Source organism: Collinsella sp. TM05-38 (assembly GCF_003466445.1).
Taxonomy (GTDB): domain Bacteria; phylum Actinomycetota; class Coriobacteriia; order Coriobacteriales; family Coriobacteriaceae; genus Collinsella.
Genome location: NZ_QSPM01000008.1, coordinates 24,333 through 41,999, shown reverse-complemented (window position 1 = coordinate 41,999; position 17,667 = coordinate 24,333). Strand labels below are relative to the sequence as shown.

Below are 17,667 nucleotides of genomic sequence, written 5' to 3'. Positions count from 1 at the left end.
TTAACGAAAAAGGGGCATGGTTGCCCACACCCCCTAATACTACCTGGGAAAAGTCCCCCTTAACACACTATGAACTGCGTACGCTAGTTTTCCGCAACCTTAGCGAGCGGCTCGCTGCGATTTGCGCCACAGCAGATACGAATAGACGTAGGCAGCTCCAGCTGAACCAAACGCCAGAACCGCAATCACCGCGGCGACGACTTCACTCGAAAGCACGCTACCCGCCACGCCCATCACAATCAAACCAACACCCAGCACCATAAAGCAGGCGCCGCCAAAACGCTGCGTACGGCGCCAGTTCTCGGGATCGGCAAGCGCCCAAGGCGTCTTGATACCGAGCGTATAGTTCTGCTTCACACGCGGCAAGTAGTTGCCCATACCAATAAAGAGCAAGCCGATAGCGCCTGATACCAGCAAATTGACCGTTCCTACCACCGGCACGATGCCCCACACCGTTAGCTCCCCCAGCCAGCTTATGGCACACATGAGCAGCGTGAAGGCGATTACGAAGCCCTGATAGAACTTACCCGAGGTCCGATACGCCTCGCCCTTGGGGTCAATGCGTGGCACGACGTAGAACATCGCGAGAAGCGCCAGAGGCAACACGCCGAGCGCGGAGGCCATCCAGCTAGGGCCCCAACCGTCGACGGCGCCATTCGCGCCCCAGTGCGTGGGAATCTGCGCCGGCAGGCTCGGCATCACTATCAGATGCGCTGCGACATTGGCAACGCACAGAGCGACCAGTGCAATCCACACGCGCGACGATACCCCCGTGGCGTGAATGCCCTTGTTTTCGTTATTCATCCTTATCACCTTCAGTGTTTGTAAAGCCCATAAACCAGCCAATCAAGTCCTGCATGACGGTGGTATTTAAGCTGTAAACGATGTTTTGGCCATGGCGCTCATCGGTCACCAGCCCGGCGTTTTTAAGCGTTGCCAGATGATGGCTGAGCGACGGCTTGCTGATGTCAAAATGCTCGGCAAGCTCTCCGGCCGTACAATTGCCCTCGCGTAGTAGTTCCAAAATGTGACGCCGTGTAGGATCGGCCAGCGCCTTAAAACCCTCTCCCGGCATAGGACCTCCTCTCACTATCTATCACGACGCGCACAGTATACTGTTTATTTAGATGTTTGTCTAATTATCTAATCTTACACTCAAAAAAATAGCCGCCCCCGCGTAATGCGAAGACGGCCACTTCTCACGCTACAAACGTGTTTTGGAGTTGGCCAACCCGCTGCAACGGGTGCCATCTGCTTCAATCTTATGCGAACCCCGATCCCATTTCAACAAGCCCAAGGGCTCAAATGGAATCGCGATAATACCTATAATGGTGATAGCTAAAACACGATTCGCTTCCCCATCGGAGGATGTTTATGACCGAAACCGCTGCCGCTCTCGTCGAGACACGCGACACCAAGCTCGAGATCATCATGGGCCGCGAGGCACTCGATAAGCTCGCCGATGCTACGGTGTTGGTGCTCGGCTGCGGAGGCGTGGGCTCCAACTGCTGCGAGGCACTCGCCCGCGGCGGCATTGGTCATTTCGTCATTCTGGACAAGGACATCGTCGCGCCCAGCAATATCAATCGCCAGGCTATCGCCTTTCACAGCACCATCGGCAAGCGCAAGGTCGATGTTATGGAAGCCATGATCCACGACATCAATCCCACCGCCACCGTTATCAAACGCACCGAATACCTGCTGAGCGACAACATCGACGAGTTCTTCGCGAGCGTTTTGGAGCAGACGGACGGCAAGCTCGACTACGTCGTCGACGCCATCGACACCATCTCGGCCAAGCTCACCATTGCCAAATATGCTCAGGACCACGACATTCGTTTGGTTAGCTCCATGGGCGGGGCCAACAAGCTCCATCCCGAGTGCCTCCGCTTTGCCGACATTTTCGATACGGTACGTGACCCCATGAGCCGCATCATGCGCAAAGAATGTAAGAAGCGCGGAATCAAGAGTCTGCACGTGCTGTTTAGCTGCGAGGAATCGGTTAAGACCCAACCCCGCGACCCGTCCAACATCCACGAGCGTACCGAGTTGGGTACCGCCAGCTTTATGCCGCCCATCATGGGTCAGATGATTGCCGGCGAGGTTATCCGCCAGATCAGTGGACGCGGCACCGAGCGTGTGCGCGCCGACGGCCAACGCCTGGACTAGCGGAGTGCGCCGAGATGGAGCCCCGGTTATTTGATGCACACTGCCATCTTGATTTGATGGCTCACCCGGACGCCGTTGCCGATGAGGCAACGGCGCTGGGCTTGGGTCTATTTGATTGCGGCGTCGATCCACGCGACTTCGCTAGCGCACATGGGCGAACCCGTCGCCCTCCTACCGTCATCAAGGGTATCGGCCTCCATCCCTGGTGGCTCGCCGACGGGCGATGCGGCAACGCAGAAATTGACCTGCTCTGTCAAATTGCCGTCCAAGAGCGCTACATCGGCGAAGTCGGACTCGACCTTTCCGCGCGCTTTGCTGGAAGTGAGCCGCTACAAATACAGGCATTTGACCGACTCTGCGATGCGCTCGTGCAGCATCCTCTTACCGGGCGCGTAATATCAATTCACGCCGTTCGTTCGGCAGGAGCCGTACTGGACGTCCTCGAATCGCATGGACTACTCATCCCAAACTCCAACTCCCCCGCTATCATCTTCCACTGGTTTAGCGGCACTTCGGACGAACTCGCCCGCGCGCGTAATGCGGGCTGTAATTTTTCCGTCAACGAACGCATGCTTGCGTCTAAACGTGGACGCGAATATGCCCGGCAGATTCCACTCGATCGTTTACTGCTCGAGACCGATGCGCCGGCCGAGCCAAACGCAGAAACAAGCGCGCAATCGCTCATCAAATCGCTCACAAGAACCTCAGAACGCATCGCCTCGCTCAAAGACTGTGACGCAAAGCGCATCGAGTCGGCAGTTTTAGCAAATGCGCACTCTGTTTTTGACCTTCGCTAACCCCTGTGGGAAAAAATGCCAAGGGACATGCGAATCGCACCACGCAGTCCCTATTGGAAGGCAGTACAATTCGGCAGCATTACACCAATTCGTGCATGAGATCACGGTTGCGCGCATACAATTCGTCAAAGATATGACGGCGCGACGCATATAACTCGCGGGCAGCCATATCGGGCACGATTGTTTGCGCAACGCCAAGGACTTGGGCGAGCTCATCCCATGATGCATGGGCGCCACCTGCGAGAGCTGCCATGATGGCATCACCGAAGCATGCGCCCACTGTAACCTTGGCAACCGAGACCTCGCGCCCACATACGTCGGCGATAGCTTGCATCCAAACTGGATTCTTGGTTCCACCTCCGACAAGCATAATGCGCCCAATTGGCAGCCCATGCTCTCGCTCGATAATGTCGACATGGGATGCAACGGTATACGCGACGCCTTCCAAGGCGGCGCGAACCATATGGGCTCGCGTATGCCTTCCGGTCAGGCCAAAGAAGACGCCGCGCGCCTCGGGACCGTTGAGCGGAGTACGCTCCCCCGTAAAGTACGGCAGACACAGGAGCCCATCGGCACCCGGCGCCACATCGGCGGCATCATGCGCCATAACCGAATATGCATCGGGGCCACCGTGGCCCTCGGCCTCTACGGCGTCGCAATACAGCTCTTGGCGCAGCTACGATGCGAGCACACCCGCCGTATTGGTCCCCGCGCAGATCCCGTAAGTTCCGGGAATGATAAACGTCCCTGACCACAGGCGGGCATCATCGACCATATGATCAGCTAAGTAGATGAAATACGCCGTGCTCCCCAACTGAACCATCATATCGCCGGGACGGAATACACCCGTCGAAATGGCCTCGGCACCAGAGTCGCCCGTTCCCACTAAGACAGGTGTCCCCGCCGCGAGCCCCGTCGCCTCAGCCGCACGCTGCGACGCTCGCGGACCTCATCGGCAAGCTCGCCCGAAGCGCCACGACCGGCAGCCGAACCGCCGACGACCATCGCATCCGGTAGGCAATTAAGGAGAAGTGAATCGGCAACGTCCACAGTCGAGCGGTCGTTGAGATACCCCCCCCCCGCTCGTGATGAAGTGAAAAAGCTTAAGGTCGTCCAAGCGCAGCGCCGCCTTGCGACGCATGTTGTTAGCATAATCTCGGTTAATCAGCCCGAGATCACCGGCCCAGGCACCGCAAAAAATGCAGCGCGTGAACTGCGCTTGGCGGCCTCCACGACCCGCGATACGATTCCACCCGGATAATACAACGGATCACCTGACAGAGGACGCAGACTAAACTGAAGGGACTGACCCCGGAGGAGTTCCGGAGCCAGTCCCTTGCGGCGTAGTTCTTATTTAAGCCGTCCAAGTTTTGGGGTGCAGCTCATTATTGCAGGGACGTTACTCCCCCAGCACCTCGACGTACACTTTTCGCTTCTGCGGACCGTCAAACTCCGCAAGATAGATGTTCTGGGCACCTCCGCACACGATGTGGCCATCTTGGACGGGAAAGAAGCAACTGTTTCCACAAATCATGCTCTTGATATGCCCACAGGAGTTGTTACCGGTGGCTCCATAGCTCGGCAGGAAGTGTGCATGCGCATAGGGGGCATCGAGTGGGGCGATGCGATCAAGCGTCTCCATAAGATCCGTCTCCACGCAGGGCAGCCCCTCGTTTACCACGATTCCGCAGGTCGTATGCGACAAAATAATCGCCGCCAAGCCATTGGTCACCGAGCTGCGCTCGATGGCAGCGTGCACGTCCTCGGTAATATCGATGAACTGGTCCGGAGCAGTCGATAGATAGCTCAATGTCTCGAGCGTCACCATGTTCACTCATCCCCTTCAAGAAAACGCAGGGCATTACCCCAGTAGAGCCTTTCTCGCGCATCATCGCGCATGGGCACGGTATCGAGCGCCCGCTTGAGTTTGAATGCACGGAAGCGCGGCGTATTGCTGGCGAACATCACTTGGTGCGATAGCGCGCGCTCATACCACAGCGGCCCCATATCGACCGTGAAAAGACGCTGCATCATCTCCTCGGGCGAATCGATGTAAGTGATAGAGGTGTCCGCGTAGCAGTTGGGATACTTGAGCAGCATCGCCACGGTCTCGCGCACCCACGGCCAGCCAAAATGGGTCAAACTAAAACGCACATTTGGATGCGTTGCGATTGTGTGCTCAAATGCAAGCGGGTTACTGCGCGAGAGCTCTGCGCCCGGCTCCCAAGACATACCGGCATGGAAAACCACCGGCTTGTTATAGCGCTCGCACAGTTCGTAAAGCGGCTCGGCCACAGCATCATCGGGGGCAAAACCCTGCTTTGCAGGATGCAGGCAAAGCCCCTTTGCCCCCAACTCGGTAAAAGCGCGCTCCAATTCGTCTGCGGCACCGCTCATCTGCGGGTCTACGCTCGCAAATCCCCACAGACGATCGGGATGTGCGGCAACCAGCATGGCAATCTGGTCATTGGTGCCAAAGTGCCCTCCGCATGCCGTGGTTACATCGAGCGGCATGAGCACGCTCTTCTGCACATCGCAGACGTCCATCTCGACTTGAAGCTCATCCCAATCCATGGGGCCCATATGCCCCATACCAAATTCTCGTGACCAAAAACCGAATCCATCAGGCTCATCACCCGGCGTACAGATCTCGCCGTAGAGCATAGGATGGACCAACATGTCGATAACCATTTCGTACTCCTTTCCAGGCATTTGACCCTAGTACGGCTCAAAAGAACCAATCACTCGGGACGACAGCTCGGCGCCCGCCTTCATACACGCCGGAATATCAAGGCCATCGATCACGCCCTTGGTAAACCCGGCGATATACGAGTCGCCGGCACCCACGGTATTAACGACCTTCTCCGCCGGCACGATCCCGCACTCATAGAAGCGCTCACCGTCATAGGCAATGCTTCCCTTCTCGCCAAGCGTGGCAACCGCAACGCGCGGCCCCAATTCCTGCGCGTGACGTACCCAGTCTCGCAGCTCCGGAGTGTCATCTTCAAACGACATAAATGCGTAGTCAACGTAGGGAAAATGATTCTCGCAGGCATATTCGGGATCCTGGCTGAACACCGAGAAGTCCATAACCACCGTCTTGCCCGCATCATGCCACTCGGGCAGGAGGTCCAAACAATTGCCAAACAGGTCGGTATGAATGATGTCATGCTCTAGGATAAACGCCCGGTCGTCTTCATTCGGTCGATATGTCTCCATTACGCCATCGATTGCCTCGAGATGCACACGATCGACGCCGTCTTTCAATGCCATGAGCATCACCGAAGTGTCGCCATCCTCCACCCGCAGGTGTGAGATATCGAACCCCTCAGCGGCCAGCGCCTCCCTCATCTTGTCTCCGTACTCGTCCTTGCCGACAACCGACACGGCGGATACCGAAACGCCCATTCGTGCAAGATGGATACCCCAGTCAATGCCGTTACCAGTCGGATAGAACACGCCGATGTTTTGATAGACGTCCGCGCAGCAAAAACCAGCCGCACACGCTTTAATACCCATACTCTTCTCCAATGTTCAAAAGGGGACCCACCACATGGCGAGCCCCCTTTTTGCGTTTCGCTTATTGTTTTGCATCGGCTGTCCAAGGCCTCATAGCCAGACCGCCGTACGCTTTCTTAAGCTATTCGACGATTGGTGCTCCGTGGCCCCAAGAGCCTTCCATGCCGCACACGGTCGAGGCAAACCCGGCAGCAAAATCGAGCGCGCGCTCGATGGCCTCGGCGCCATCCTCACCACGCTTGGCGGAATCGAGATAGCACATCAAAAATGAGGTGAGGAACGAGTCGCCCGCCCCCATGGTGTCCTTCATGTCCGTTACCGGTTTAGCCAGCTGGCGGTAATAACGCTCGCCGTCGTAAGCAATGCAGCCCTCGGCACCCGCCGTAGCCGACACAAAACGCGGACCCAGGCCCTTCACCCATGCCAGACGCTCGCGAATCTCGTCCTCACTCGCGGCATCCGCCGCACTAAAGAAAGCAAAATCGACGTAGGGCGCAATCTGCTCGTAGTACTCGTCGGTGGAGTCGTCCGAAAAGTCAAAAGAGACCGTGACGCCCGCAGCCTTCAACTTGGGCAGCTCGCGCTCGGTAAAGCAATAGTTGCCCGAATGAACCACATCGAACTGCTTCATGTACGAAAGGTCAAAGCGATCGAGGACATAGCGCGCATCGCCACGGATACCGCCCTCGTTGGAGCCGAGGAAGACACGGTCACCGTCAACGACGGTCACGCGAGCCGCTCCGTTCTCGCCAATCATCTGCTCGCACTTGTCAAGTTCGATACCCTCATCCTCGAGGCTTGCAATGACATGCTCGGCAGCGGCGTCATTGCCAAAAATGCCCATGTATGCGGAGCGTGCGGCACCGCATTTCTTGGCATAAACGGCGAAGTTCACCGCGTTGCCGCCAGGATACATGGTGTGGATATGCTCGTAGCGATCGACGACGTTGTCGCCAAATCCGAGCGCGTTAACGTTAAATGCCATGGTATTTACCCCTCTAGTACTCGACGACGCCCATGTAGCGACGGAAATCGGGATCATGGTCAAACACCTTGCCGCGTGCGGCACGCAGCTCGCAGTTCATGGCGTAGAACAGCACCGGGTCCAGATAGGCACGGACGCTCGCCGGCACGGCTTCCATACCGTACTCCTTGGCATCGAGCACCATCAGCGTATCGGTATGCGTCTTAAGGAACGCCAGGGCGCGCTCGTCCATAGCACGGCACTCGCTGGAGCCCATCTGCAGGAAGTAAAAAACGCCATCCTGAGTAGCCTCGAAGGGGCCATGGAAGTACTCGGCAGAGTGGATGTAGCTGCAGTGCTGCCACTGCATCTCCATAAGAGAGCAGATAGCGAAACCGTAGGTCTGGCTAAAGTTGGGACCGCTGCCCAGAATATAGAAGAACTCATGCTCCTGGCAAAGCTTGGCAAAACGATCGCCCAGCTCGGCATTTACCTTCTCGCGTGCCGGGGGAAGAATCTTATCCATCTCGGCGATACCGGCATACATATCGGCAAGATCGGCGTAGCCCTCCTGCTGATCGAGCAGCTCTGCCGCAAGCGACAGCGAAATGCCAGCGGGGACCTCGGCCTGCGGCACACCCTCGCCCCACGGGTAGACCCACGTGGTCCACTTGCCGGAGTCAATCTTGGATCCAGCGTTGTCGGTCTGGGCGATTACCGTAGCGCCGGCAGCAAGGGCAATCTCACAGCCCTCGACGACCTCGGGGGTGTTGCCACTGTGGCTGCAAGCAATGACCAGGGATTTCTCACCCAAGCGGCGTGGGCGCATGATATCAAACTCGCGAGCCGTATAGATATACGAAGTGAAGGTGGTTGCCTCGCGCTGCAGAAGCTCATGAGCCGGGATCAAATCGATCATGGAACCACCGCAAGCAATCCAGTAGACGCTGTCAAACTTGCCCTTCTCGGCAATTGCCTCTTTGATCAGATCGTGTGCGTTCATATCCAGTTCCTTTCTTGTTTAGTCCGCAATCAATGACGTTGGCTGCGTGGCCGATAGTTGTTTTAGTCAATCAGATATTTCTCGAATGCGGCCATGTTCTTGGCATCTGCCGCCGCCGGGTCATCGTAGTAACGGCCGTCCGTGATTTCCTGGCCCAGCATGCCGTCGAAACCATGGGCGTTGAGTGTGGCGACGAAGGCGTCCATATCGCGCTTGCCATCGCCCCACACCAGATGGCCATACGGGTCGCCGTCGATAAAGTGCATCTCGTGAATTGCCCCATCACCAAAGGCGGCAAACCAGTCCTCAAGCGTCTCGCCTGCAACGCCCATCGCGGTTGTATCAACCATGGGCTGTAAGTACGGGCTCGCGACCTCGTCAATCATGCGCTTCGCATCGGAAACCGTCGTCACAAGGTTGCTCTCCTCGGGACGCAGGCTTTCCATCGTAAGCACCAGACCGTGCTCGCCGGCATACTCCGCCAGAATGGACAAGTGCTCGCGGCTGCGCTTCCAGGCTTCCTCGCGGTCCTCGTCCCAGTCGCCCCAGCCCGAGTTGACGGACATACGGTCGCACCCAAGTACCCCGGCAAGCTCAATGCCGTGCTTAAAGTACGCCAGGCTGCGCTGTTCATGCAGCGGTTTGCGTGCGCAGTACTGCCAAGGATAGACAACATTCTCGGGGCACAGAGTACGATACCTAAGCCCACGGTCTGCAGCTTTTTTCGCCAGGGCCTCAGCCTCAAAGTAGCCCGTATGGTCGAGTGTCACATGCGGCTCTGCACACCACAGCTCAATGGACTCAAAGCCCAAACGCTGCTGCACATCAAGGAAGTAATCGAGCGACCACATGATGTAGTGGATATTCATGCCCGCAATCTGTTCGCGGCGCAGCGTCGGCTTGGATTCAGACATCTTATGCCTCCCTATTTCTATCGAACACGATTTGTCCGTCCGACATCGTCATATCAACCGCAAGATTGCGTGCGTCGTGATAATCGAGGTCGAACACATCCCGATCGAGCACGCAGATATCGGCAAGCTTGCCGACCTCGAGCGTACCCAGCTCGTCTTCGCGCATCAGATCGTACGCGCCGCCGGCAGTCCAAGCGCGCAAGAGCTCGACAAGTGTCAGCGCGTTGGCCTCATTCACGGGCAGTCCATCGTCGAAGTATCCGCCGCACGCGCTGTAGATTGACTCGCCCAGGCTCGGAATCAGCAGCGGCAAATCCGTACCACAGCACACCGTGCATCCGGAATCTTCCATGCCGCGGCGATTCCAGCTGTGCAAAAGTCGCGTCTCGCCAATTTGTCGACACATCATCGACAGGCAATCCTCGCGCCGGTCCAGCGTCAAAATCTGCGGATAGACCTCGCAAATTCCACCTAACTTGCCAAACTCGACAAGATCGGTCGGATCAGAGTTCTCGAGATCGGTAATCGCATGGCGGCGAAGCAACCGTCCATGCTCGTCTCGAGGCAGCGAGGCATAGAGCGCCACGGTGCGACGAACGGCGCCATCGCCCTGGCAATGCAAGGAATATCGGAAGCCGTCAGCATCAATTGCGCGCAGCTCGTTCTCAATCAGATCCCACTCGGGCTCCTCGACAACCGTCTTGCCGGCAGCGCCCGCATCGGCCGTGTCCTCATAGGGGTCAATCATCTCGGCAAGCCCCGCCCATACGCCGCGATCGGTCATACGGTTGAAGCCAGAAAAACGAACGAACGGACCCCGGAAGCGCTCTCGTGCCTCGCGAGCATATGACAGATTTGCACCGGCACCCACCGGCTGCGACATCATAGAGACGCGAACCGTCAGCTCACCAGATTCCTCACGGCGAGCCATTTCGTCGGCAAAACCGTAGTAGTCATCAAACGCCATCTCCTTGATGGCGGTAACGCCGCGCTCGTTAAGCATGCCCATGTAGTCCGAATACCCCGCACGTACCTCGGGCAGCGAGAGGAAATCGCTCATCATGCGCCAGATCTTCTCGGCATAACACGCCTGGGGTGTGAAGCCGTATCGCGCACTGGCGGCAGCATTGAGAACGCAGGTCTCCGCACCCGGTGTAAAGCAGACGACAGGGATATCGCCAAAACAATCGTCAAACACAGCTGCCGTATTTGCGTTCTCGGCATCCGATGCCAACGTTTCGGGCAGGTTGTGGCCAAAAGCCGCCGCGCAATCCGGATGATCTTCTTTCCATGCACGCAAGAGCGACACGGCCTCTTTGGCATCAGCGATGCCGGACAGATCAGACCCCAACGTCCGCAGCGCCCAGCCTGTATAGAAGGTATGCACATCGATCAGGCCAGGCATGACAGTGCGGTCGCCCAGGTCAACTACCTCGTCCGCCTGGGTCAAATACGAAGCTACCTCACACTTGGTGCCAACCGCCTCAATTCGATTGTCACGGACCGCTACGAAACCTTCAAACGGCAGGTCCCCCGTACCGGTAAAGACGCTCTTAGACGTCAGGACCGTCAAACGATCGGACATTATAATCACCTACGCCGGAAGCATGCCAGAAATGGCAGTAATGACCAAGCCAAACACGACCATGAAGATGAAGAACTTCCAAATGGTCTTCCACCATTGGCCAAACGAAATCTTAGCCACGCCAAGGCCGGCAACCGTCATGCCCGCCACGGGACTGATGGTGTTGATGGTCTGGTTGGCAAACTGGAGCGCGGTAACGGCCGCCTCGGGATTGAGGCCCATGAGCTCGGTCAGGGGGCCCATAACGGGCATGGTGAGTGCCGCCAGGCCAGAACTCGAGGGAACCAGCAAAGAGAGCAGGCCAAGGACGATATACATAAACGTGGTGTAGACGGCGGCGGGTGCACCGGCGAGCGCAGTAGCGAGCACCTGGAGGATGGTGTCGATGATCATGCCGCCTTCGGCGATGACCAGAATACCGCGAGCGATACCGATAACGATGGCGGCGTACGCAAAGTCGGCGAGGCCTTTAACGAACTCCTCAGCAATCGTCTGCTGGTCAAGACCGCCCAGGATACCGGCAAGCAAGCCCATGCCAAGGAACACGGCGGAAATCTCATTCATGTACCAACCCTGGGTAACAAGACCCCAGACGATAATGCCCATACCGCAAGCAAAATCGATAAGCACGAGCTTCTGACGGATAGTGAACTCTTCCTCGATGGAGGCATCGATCACGGAAAACTCGATACGCTTGAGCTTATCGTCCTCGTACGTAATGGACGACTCGGGGTTTTTCTTGACGCGCATGGCGTAGCGCATGGCCCATGCGATACCGACGGCAGTGAAGATGACCCAAGAAACGGCGCGCAGCCACAGTTGCGGATTGCCCTCGATGCCAATGATGCCTTGGGCGATCAAAACATTAAACGGGTCGATGGTCGAAGCGCAATATCCCAGGTTAGGACCAAGGAAGCAGATGATGAATGCCGTCATCGAGTCATAACCGATACCCATCATGATGGGAATGAAGATGGCATAGAACGGCAGGGCTTCCTCAGACATACCAAACGTGGTGCCGCAAATGGACAGCAACGTCATCGTGATGGGAATGATGAGGATGTCCTTGTTCTTGAGCTTTTTAATCACACGGCTCATACCGGCATTCAAAGCGTTGGTCTTGGTGATAATTGCGAACGATCCGCCAATCAATAAGACAAACGCAACGACGTCGGCAGCCTCCTGGATGCCCTTAGTGGGCGCTTGCAGGACCGCGAAGATATCCTGACCCAGATTGATGGTCTCGCCGGTCTCGGAATCTGTGTAGTTCTTATCGACCTGTTCATAGGTTCCAGCAACGGCGACTTCACGCTCGCCCGCCGCTGTCGAAATCGTCTTGCGCTGATACTGACCAGAGGGAACGATCCAAGTCAAGACCGCAAAGACAACGATCAGCAAGAACATGATCGTATAGACATGCGGTAATTTGAACTTAAAACGTCTGTTTGTCTTCTTCGCCTTCGTATCTGACATAGATACCTCCAAAGAACTCGAGACTGCATCGCATCTCGCTTCAACGTTTGCACAAGGCAAACGTTCTACGACGTTCTATAGATTACCAGCAGCTTTTCTCGTCATCAAGATAATTTCAAACTGATTGCCGCAACGCGGTTGAACGGTTGCGTTTGCGCCGTGAACGGTATGGAAACGTCCGGTGAGATGATTCGCCGGACGTTTCCATACGCAATGTCCTAGATGTCAAAAACGTAGCGAGACCCAACGATCCGCTGACGACCGATGATAAACGGCCGCCGCTGCTCATCGAAAAAGAAGGCTTCCATATAAAACATGGGTTCGCCAACGGGAACTGCCAACAACCGAGCGACCTCGGGCGACGCGCACGCGATCTCAAGCGTGCATGGGTCGGTAAACGCGGGCGTGCGGCCCGTCCGGTTGCGCACGAACTCAAAAATGGATTGGTTAGATAGAGGTGCCGTTGATAGATAGGCGTTGTCCTCGTAAACATATATGTTGTTCTCGAGCATGACAGGGACGCCATCGGCAGTACGCACGCGCTCAACGCAGATCAAGTCAGTTCCAACGGGAACACCAAAGAACTGTGCTTCGGTGGAATCCGCCGGCAGTATCTTTCTCGAAATGACACGCGCCCCCGGTTCCATTCCGTTAGCGCGGCATGCGTCCGAAAAACTCTGGACGTCATCCTTCTGGCGAATCTTGCGCTTGAGCTTGGGGGCATTGACAAACGTGCCTTTCCCCTGTCGCTTCGTTAGATAGCCCTGTTGGACGAGCTCCTCAATAGCGCGTCGCACGGTAACGCGGCCAACTTTATAGCTCTCAGCCAATTCGAATTCGTTGGGTATCCGCGTGCCTGCCTTGTAGGCACCGGAGTTGATTTCGTTTTTGATGATATCGATAACCTGTTGGTACAGCGGTATCGCTGCTTTACCGTCAGTTAGCCCTTCAGTCGGTGGCATATACCCTCTCCAAGCGCAATTAAGTCTAAAACGGGCTTAGGGGCATTCAACAAGTCCTTAAGCCCGCATTAGCTTAAAGTATGCTAGGTGTCGCACCAAAATGTCGGCAATTTACTCATCAGACCCGAAAAACGCGCAACTACCGCGCTCCTAAGAAAGCGTGAGCAGTTCCGGCAGCTGGTCGATAATCTTGTCCGCGGCATCCTGGCTAAAGCCAAAGCGCTCCTCGCGCTTGGCAATCACCGTTAACCCCGCGCGTTTGCCGGCAGTGATACCAGGCACCGAATCCTCAACACAGCAGCAACGGTCCGCAGGCAGCCCCAACAGATCCAGCGCATGCAGGTAGATGTCGGGCTCGGGCTTGCTCTCCTTAAACTGTTCGCCGCTCACCACATACTCAAAGGCATCCGACAGCCCGCATGCATCGAGCACTTCCTCGATGCTGTCCATGGGAGACGAACTCGCCAGCGCCACGCGAACGCCGCGGCGCGGCAACTCTCGAATCGTATCCACAGCGCCCGGGTTAATCAAAGCCTGGTAGTCACGCGGACGCTTATGCGCCCACTCGTCCCAACGGGCCAACGCTTCCTCGCCAGTGAAGTGCCCTTTACCGGCGCGTTCAAACCAATCGACCAGCATATGCAGGAAGAACTGATGCGAGGTGCCAATCTGCCCGTTCAGCTCCTCTTGGGTCAGGTTCAACCCAAGCTCCTTGGCAAACGCGGCAGTCTCCCCCAGGTAGTAATACTCGGTATCGACGATGACGCCATCCATGTCAAAGATAACGGCGTCGAACGGAAATGCGGACACGGCACCCTCCCTAACAAAAGGACGCCCGCGAGCAGGCGCCCGAACCATGCATTAATCGGCGATTCTAACCCAGCAGCTTATCCAGCGCTACCGCAATACCGTCTTCGTTGTTATTGGCGGTCACCATCTGGGCTACAGCCTTAACCTCATCGACGGCGTTGCCCATGGCAACACCGGTGCCGGCCCACTCAATCATGGACTTGTCGTTCTGGCCATCGCCAAACGATACGACCTCGCTGGCATCGATGCCGAGCTTGGGCAGGGCACCCTCGAGCGCACGAGCCTTGTCGATGCCGGGCGCCGTATATTCAAAGTACCAGTCAGCCGTAAACATACCCGACAGCGTCTGGGTAAAGGGCGCGTACATCTCCTCGTGATGCGCCTGCAGATAGGCCGGATCGCCCGCGGTGAGTAGCTTGTCCACCGGATAGGCATCCGCCACCTCATGAAGGCTCTCGACTTCGCGAATCTTAAGATCGCAGGCGTCGCGCTCGTATTTGACGATATTCTTCTGCGAGCCGTCCGGCAGCGTAATCATGCAGCGATACGAGTCCTCTACATGCAGGTCACGCCCGAGCGAAATCATAGGGATCACGTCAAAGCTGCGAAGATGGTCAATTAGGCGATGCAATTCGTCGACCGGCATGGCCTGGTCGAACAGCACCTCATCGGTCTGGGCATCGACCACGTGCGCACCGTTAAAGGCGACCAGCAGGCCATCGTGGTTGTGAAGATCGAGTTCCTGACCCAGGGCGCGAAGACCCCAGGCGGGACGACCCGAAGCCAAGATGAGCTTAATGCCCGATTCCTGTGCCGCGAGCAGCTTCTCGCGCGTACGCGGGCTGATCACCTTCTGATCGTTGGTAAGCGTACCGTCGATATCCATTGCGATGGCTTTAATTGCCATATGTGCCTCCCTGTCATTGAACAACCTTGTCTGAGCCATCATACAGAACACCCACGGCAGCTCTGTCTGCAACGGGTAAAAAGTCATATTGTCCCGAACATGAACGACGCGTGGTCGTGAAGCTTTATCGCTCAGGTCAAATTCGCCTGCTAACGACGCTCCTCCGTCGGTGCACCCTCGACGATCGCAATGCCCGCCGATGCACCCAACGCGCTAGCGCCGGCCTCGATGAATGCGCAAGCCTCTTCGTAATTATGGATACCGCCCGCCGCCTTGATTGCCACGGAATCGCCGAGCACCTCGTGCATCAGCCGCACGTCCTCGAGCTTAGCGCCGCCAAAGCTTCTGCCAGTCGATGTCTTAAGGAATCCCGGCTTAGCCTCCAGCGCAATCTCACACACACGGTGCTTGGCGGCATCATCGCCGTCCAGCTTGCACATCTCGACGATCACCTTCTCAGTGATGCCATGCACGCGACAAAAATCAGCAATGGCAGTCATCTCGCGCTCGATGGCATCAAAATCGCGGTTCTCAACCGACTCCTGATTCAAAACGTAGTCAATCTCGGTAAAGCCGCACGCAGCGTATTCCTCAAACCTCGCAAGCTTCTCCTCAAGCGTCATAGTGCCCTGGGGAAAGTCGATAGCACCGGCAAGGATAATGTCAGAGCCCTCGAGCATTGCGCGACCCGTCTCGTACTCCTGCAGGTTCGCAAATACACAACGGAAGTTGTACTTTAGCGCCTTCTCGACATACTGCTCAAATGTGTCCTCGGGAGCGTCGATATAGTCGATGTATTTATTGATGGGTTTGGCAAGCGTCATGCTGGGCCTCCTTGTTCAGGACCGACAACCGATTTGTGGTTTCACGCGAAATACCACGTTCAATGTACGCCCGATACGCAAGGACAGCGTCCGCATTCCGGCAAGCGGTATGAAATTAGCTGTAGAAGTATATCTACGGAAAGCGAATGGCGCCGCATGCGGATGCCGACAGCCAGGCACCCCCCCTCAAGACATCCCCCTCAATACACCCTCATGCCCATTTAAAGAGCAAGGGAGCCTGTATCTGTTGGGATACGGGCCCCTTTCGGCCATGACCTATCTCAGCAACAAAGACTACTTGCGGTGAGCGCGGTAGAACTCGATCGCACCATCTTATCCGAGCCGGGGCACGTTCGCATAGCGTGGCGCGTGACGGTTGCAAAACCACCCCATTTGAAACAAACGCAAAAAAGTACTTGCAAAGACGCGTTCCGACATATAAGTTCATAAAAGGCCGCCGTTGCGGTTTTAAGTAGATCGAGCATATGAAGTTTGAGTTTTAGCGTGTAAGAGAAGGAAGATCGGCAAAGTACAACCCCAAACGCAATGACAACTTAATGAGGTAACTGCCACATGTGAGGCACCTAGGGCATTGCTGTCTCGATTTTGAGCACGATGCCTTCCGCCTTGCATGGGCCGTTCCATCCCGCCCCTGCAGCAACTGCCTCACGGGCTCATTGAAAACCGCATAGCACCCCAACGTCAGCACATCACCCACGGCAAGCACATCACTCACGACAACCAACACATCAACAGACAGCACGAACATCAACCGATTGGAGAAGCTATGACAAACCGCCACGCTGAAGACGGAGATAAGAAAAGCATTCTGGATGCCCGCATTGAGCGAGCATATGCAAACGAATATGACGCTGCCTTTGCCGCCGCGACCATCAAGAACTACGCGTCGCTACCGCTCGCGACGATCTTGGCCGACCACCCTCAACTGCTGAAGCGCTGCACAAAGATCATGGGCGACCCCGACATTCGCAAGCTGACAGACCCCTATGCCCCAAAACGCGACAACGATTCGTACGTTCTTACCGTAGGCTGCCTAGCCCATATGCTTACGGCGCTCGACACGAAACTCAAGCTCGAATGGGAACCCGACGAGCGTCATGAACTCGAAAGCAAGCGGAACACCCTGCGCACCGCACTGTTCCTTCCGTTGGACGGCCTCAAGCGCTGCAACGTCGAGCTCAATACACAGGTACGGCAAAAGCCCGGCACCGCGGGGCAGAAAACTCCAAGACCCCATGCGGCCGTCGTCGACCGCAACCGATATAACCGCATGACCGCGCACTTTTCCGCCGAGGGAGCAGCCATAAGGACGCTGATCGACCTGCTGTGCCTCCTGAGCATCAACGAGCTATTTGAGGGCTATCTCGCCCTTGTTCCCGCGACGGCACCCAAGTCGGTAGCAAAGATCATCGAGACCTGCAGACGCCAGTTTGAGCGTCATCGCAATGGCAGCGAGATGAACGCCAGCATCGCGCAGTACTACGCGGCTCATTACAAAAATGACGGATGCACCCCCGTCGAGCATCAGCTGCAGCTCGCCTACACCACGCCCGTCGCAACGCTCTATCGCTTTGGAGCCCTTGGCGCTTGCGAGCCGCACGGACAGGCAGTCTGCCCCGCAACCGAGCTCGATCTTAGGCTCGGACGAACCCTGTAGCCCGCCAGCCCCTCCGCGGGCAGCGACCCTATTCCACAACACCACCAACAGAAAGGAGTCCC

18 protein-coding genes and 1 pseudogene are annotated in these 17,667 nt (G+C 56.6%); 4 read left to right on the top strand and 15 right to left on the bottom strand.

Features of this window, described 5'->3' with window-relative positions:
• Positions 1-99: 99 nt before the first annotated feature.
• Positions 100-804 (bottom strand): SdpI family protein, encoded by a 705-nt coding sequence (locus DXD49_RS06135; protein WP_117655297.1) that lies wholly within the window; start codon positions 802-804, stop codon positions 100-102.
• Positions 797-1,075 (bottom strand): autorepressor SdpR family transcription factor, encoded by a 279-nt coding sequence (locus DXD49_RS06130; protein WP_117794490.1) that lies wholly within the window; start codon positions 1,073-1,075, stop codon positions 797-799. The genes DXD49_RS06135 and DXD49_RS06130 overlap by 8 nt, the downstream gene beginning before the upstream one ends.
• Positions 1,076-1,374: 299 nt before the next feature.
• Between DXD49_RS06130 and DXD49_RS06125 the strand changes: the two genes are divergently transcribed.
• Positions 1,375-2,169, top strand: a complete 795-nt coding sequence (locus tag DXD49_RS06125) for a ThiF family adenylyltransferase (protein WP_117794489.1) — start codon at positions 1,375-1,377, stop codon at positions 2,167-2,169.
• Positions 2,170-2,183: 14 nt separating this feature from the next.
• Positions 2,184-2,966 (top strand): TatD family hydrolase, encoded by a 783-nt coding sequence (locus tag DXD49_RS06120; RefSeq protein ID WP_117735288.1) that lies wholly within the window; start codon positions 2,184-2,186, stop codon positions 2,964-2,966.
• 79 nt (positions 2,967-3,045) lie between these two features.
• On the opposite strand, the gene DXD49_RS09895 is transcribed toward DXD49_RS06120, so the two are convergent.
• Positions 3,046-3,630 (bottom strand): FGGY-family carbohydrate kinase, encoded by a 585-nt coding sequence (locus tag DXD49_RS09895; protein ID WP_369831606.1) that lies wholly within the window; start codon positions 3,628-3,630, stop codon positions 3,046-3,048.
• Positions 3,631-4,247: 617 nt separating this feature from the next.
• Here DXD49_RS09895 and DXD49_RS10060 point away from each other — a divergent pair.
• Positions 4,248-4,313: pseudogene (locus tag DXD49_RS10060) on the top strand (IS3 family transposase); the annotation flags it as partial.
• 52 nt (positions 4,314-4,365) lie between these two features.
• On the opposite strand, the gene DXD49_RS06110 reads toward DXD49_RS10060, so the two are convergent.
• The 12 genes from DXD49_RS06110 to deoC all read right to left on the bottom strand — a co-directional run bounded on the left by DXD49_RS06110 (position 4,366) and on the right by deoC (position 15,927).
• On the bottom strand, positions 4,366-4,794 hold the full coding sequence (locus DXD49_RS06110; protein ID WP_117735290.1) for a secondary thiamine-phosphate synthase enzyme YjbQ: 429 nt from the start codon (positions 4,792-4,794) through the stop codon (positions 4,366-4,368).
• A gap of 2 nt (positions 4,795-4,796) precedes the next feature.
• On the bottom strand, positions 4,797-5,657 hold the full coding sequence (locus DXD49_RS06105; RefSeq protein ID WP_233539374.1) for an amidohydrolase family protein: 861 nt from the start codon (positions 5,655-5,657) through the stop codon (positions 4,797-4,799).
• Between the two features lie 27 nt (positions 5,658-5,684).
• Positions 5,685-6,485: a fructoselysine 6-kinase gene (gene frlD / locus DXD49_RS06100; RefSeq protein WP_117637477.1), complete on the bottom strand. Its 801-nt coding sequence runs from the start codon at positions 6,483-6,485 to the stop codon at positions 5,685-5,687.
• A 121-nt stretch (positions 6,486-6,606) separates the two neighbouring features.
• The gene (locus tag DXD49_RS06095; RefSeq protein ID WP_035138847.1) at positions 6,607-7,470 is read right to left on the bottom strand and encodes a PfkB family carbohydrate kinase; all 864 of its coding nucleotides are present in this window, start codon (positions 7,468-7,470) and stop codon (positions 6,607-6,609) included.
• A gap of 13 nt (positions 7,471-7,483) precedes the next feature.
• The gene (locus DXD49_RS06090; RefSeq protein ID WP_022094440.1) at positions 7,484-8,452 is read right to left on the bottom strand and encodes an SIS domain-containing protein; all 969 of its coding nucleotides are present in this window, start codon (positions 8,450-8,452) and stop codon (positions 7,484-7,486) included.
• Between the two features lie 62 nt (positions 8,453-8,514).
• Positions 8,515-9,366: a sugar phosphate isomerase/epimerase gene (locus DXD49_RS06085; protein WP_117763773.1), complete on the bottom strand. Its 852-nt coding sequence runs from the start codon at positions 9,364-9,366 to the stop codon at positions 8,515-8,517.
• A 1-nt stretch (position 9,367) separates the two neighbouring features.
• On the bottom strand, positions 9,368-10,951 hold the full coding sequence (locus tag DXD49_RS06080; RefSeq protein ID WP_117735293.1) for an amidohydrolase: 1,584 nt from the start codon (positions 10,949-10,951) through the stop codon (positions 9,368-9,370).
• A 9-nt stretch (positions 10,952-10,960) separates the two neighbouring features.
• The gene (locus tag DXD49_RS06075; RefSeq protein WP_117763774.1) at positions 10,961-12,424 is read right to left on the bottom strand and encodes a YfcC family protein; all 1,464 of its coding nucleotides are present in this window, start codon (positions 12,422-12,424) and stop codon (positions 10,961-10,963) included.
• A 218-nt stretch (positions 12,425-12,642) separates the two neighbouring features.
• Positions 12,643-13,386 carry a GntR family transcriptional regulator gene (locus DXD49_RS06070; protein ID WP_117763775.1) on the bottom strand — a complete coding sequence of 248 codons (744 nt, stop codon included), beginning with the start codon at positions 13,384-13,386 and terminating at the stop codon, positions 12,643-12,645.
• 150 nt (positions 13,387-13,536) lie between these two features.
• Positions 13,537-14,196: an HAD family hydrolase gene (locus DXD49_RS06065; protein WP_369831507.1), complete on the bottom strand. Its 660-nt coding sequence runs from the start codon at positions 14,194-14,196 to the stop codon at positions 13,537-13,539.
• Between the two features lie 64 nt (positions 14,197-14,260).
• Positions 14,261-15,103 (bottom strand): Cof-type HAD-IIB family hydrolase, encoded by an 843-nt coding sequence (locus DXD49_RS06060; protein WP_117735297.1) that lies wholly within the window; start codon positions 15,101-15,103, stop codon positions 14,261-14,263.
• Between the two features lie 149 nt (positions 15,104-15,252).
• Complete coding sequence (gene deoC, locus DXD49_RS06055) at positions 15,253-15,927, bottom strand: deoxyribose-phosphate aldolase (RefSeq protein ID WP_117794488.1); 675 nt, start codon at positions 15,925-15,927, stop codon at positions 15,253-15,255.
• 787 nt (positions 15,928-16,714) lie between these two features.
• Between deoC and DXD49_RS06050 the strand changes: the two genes are divergently transcribed.
• Positions 16,715-17,605 (top strand): hypothetical protein, encoded by an 891-nt coding sequence (locus DXD49_RS06050; RefSeq protein ID WP_117794487.1) that lies wholly within the window; start codon positions 16,715-16,717, stop codon positions 17,603-17,605.
• The last annotated feature ends 62 nt before the right edge of the window (positions 17,606-17,667 follow it).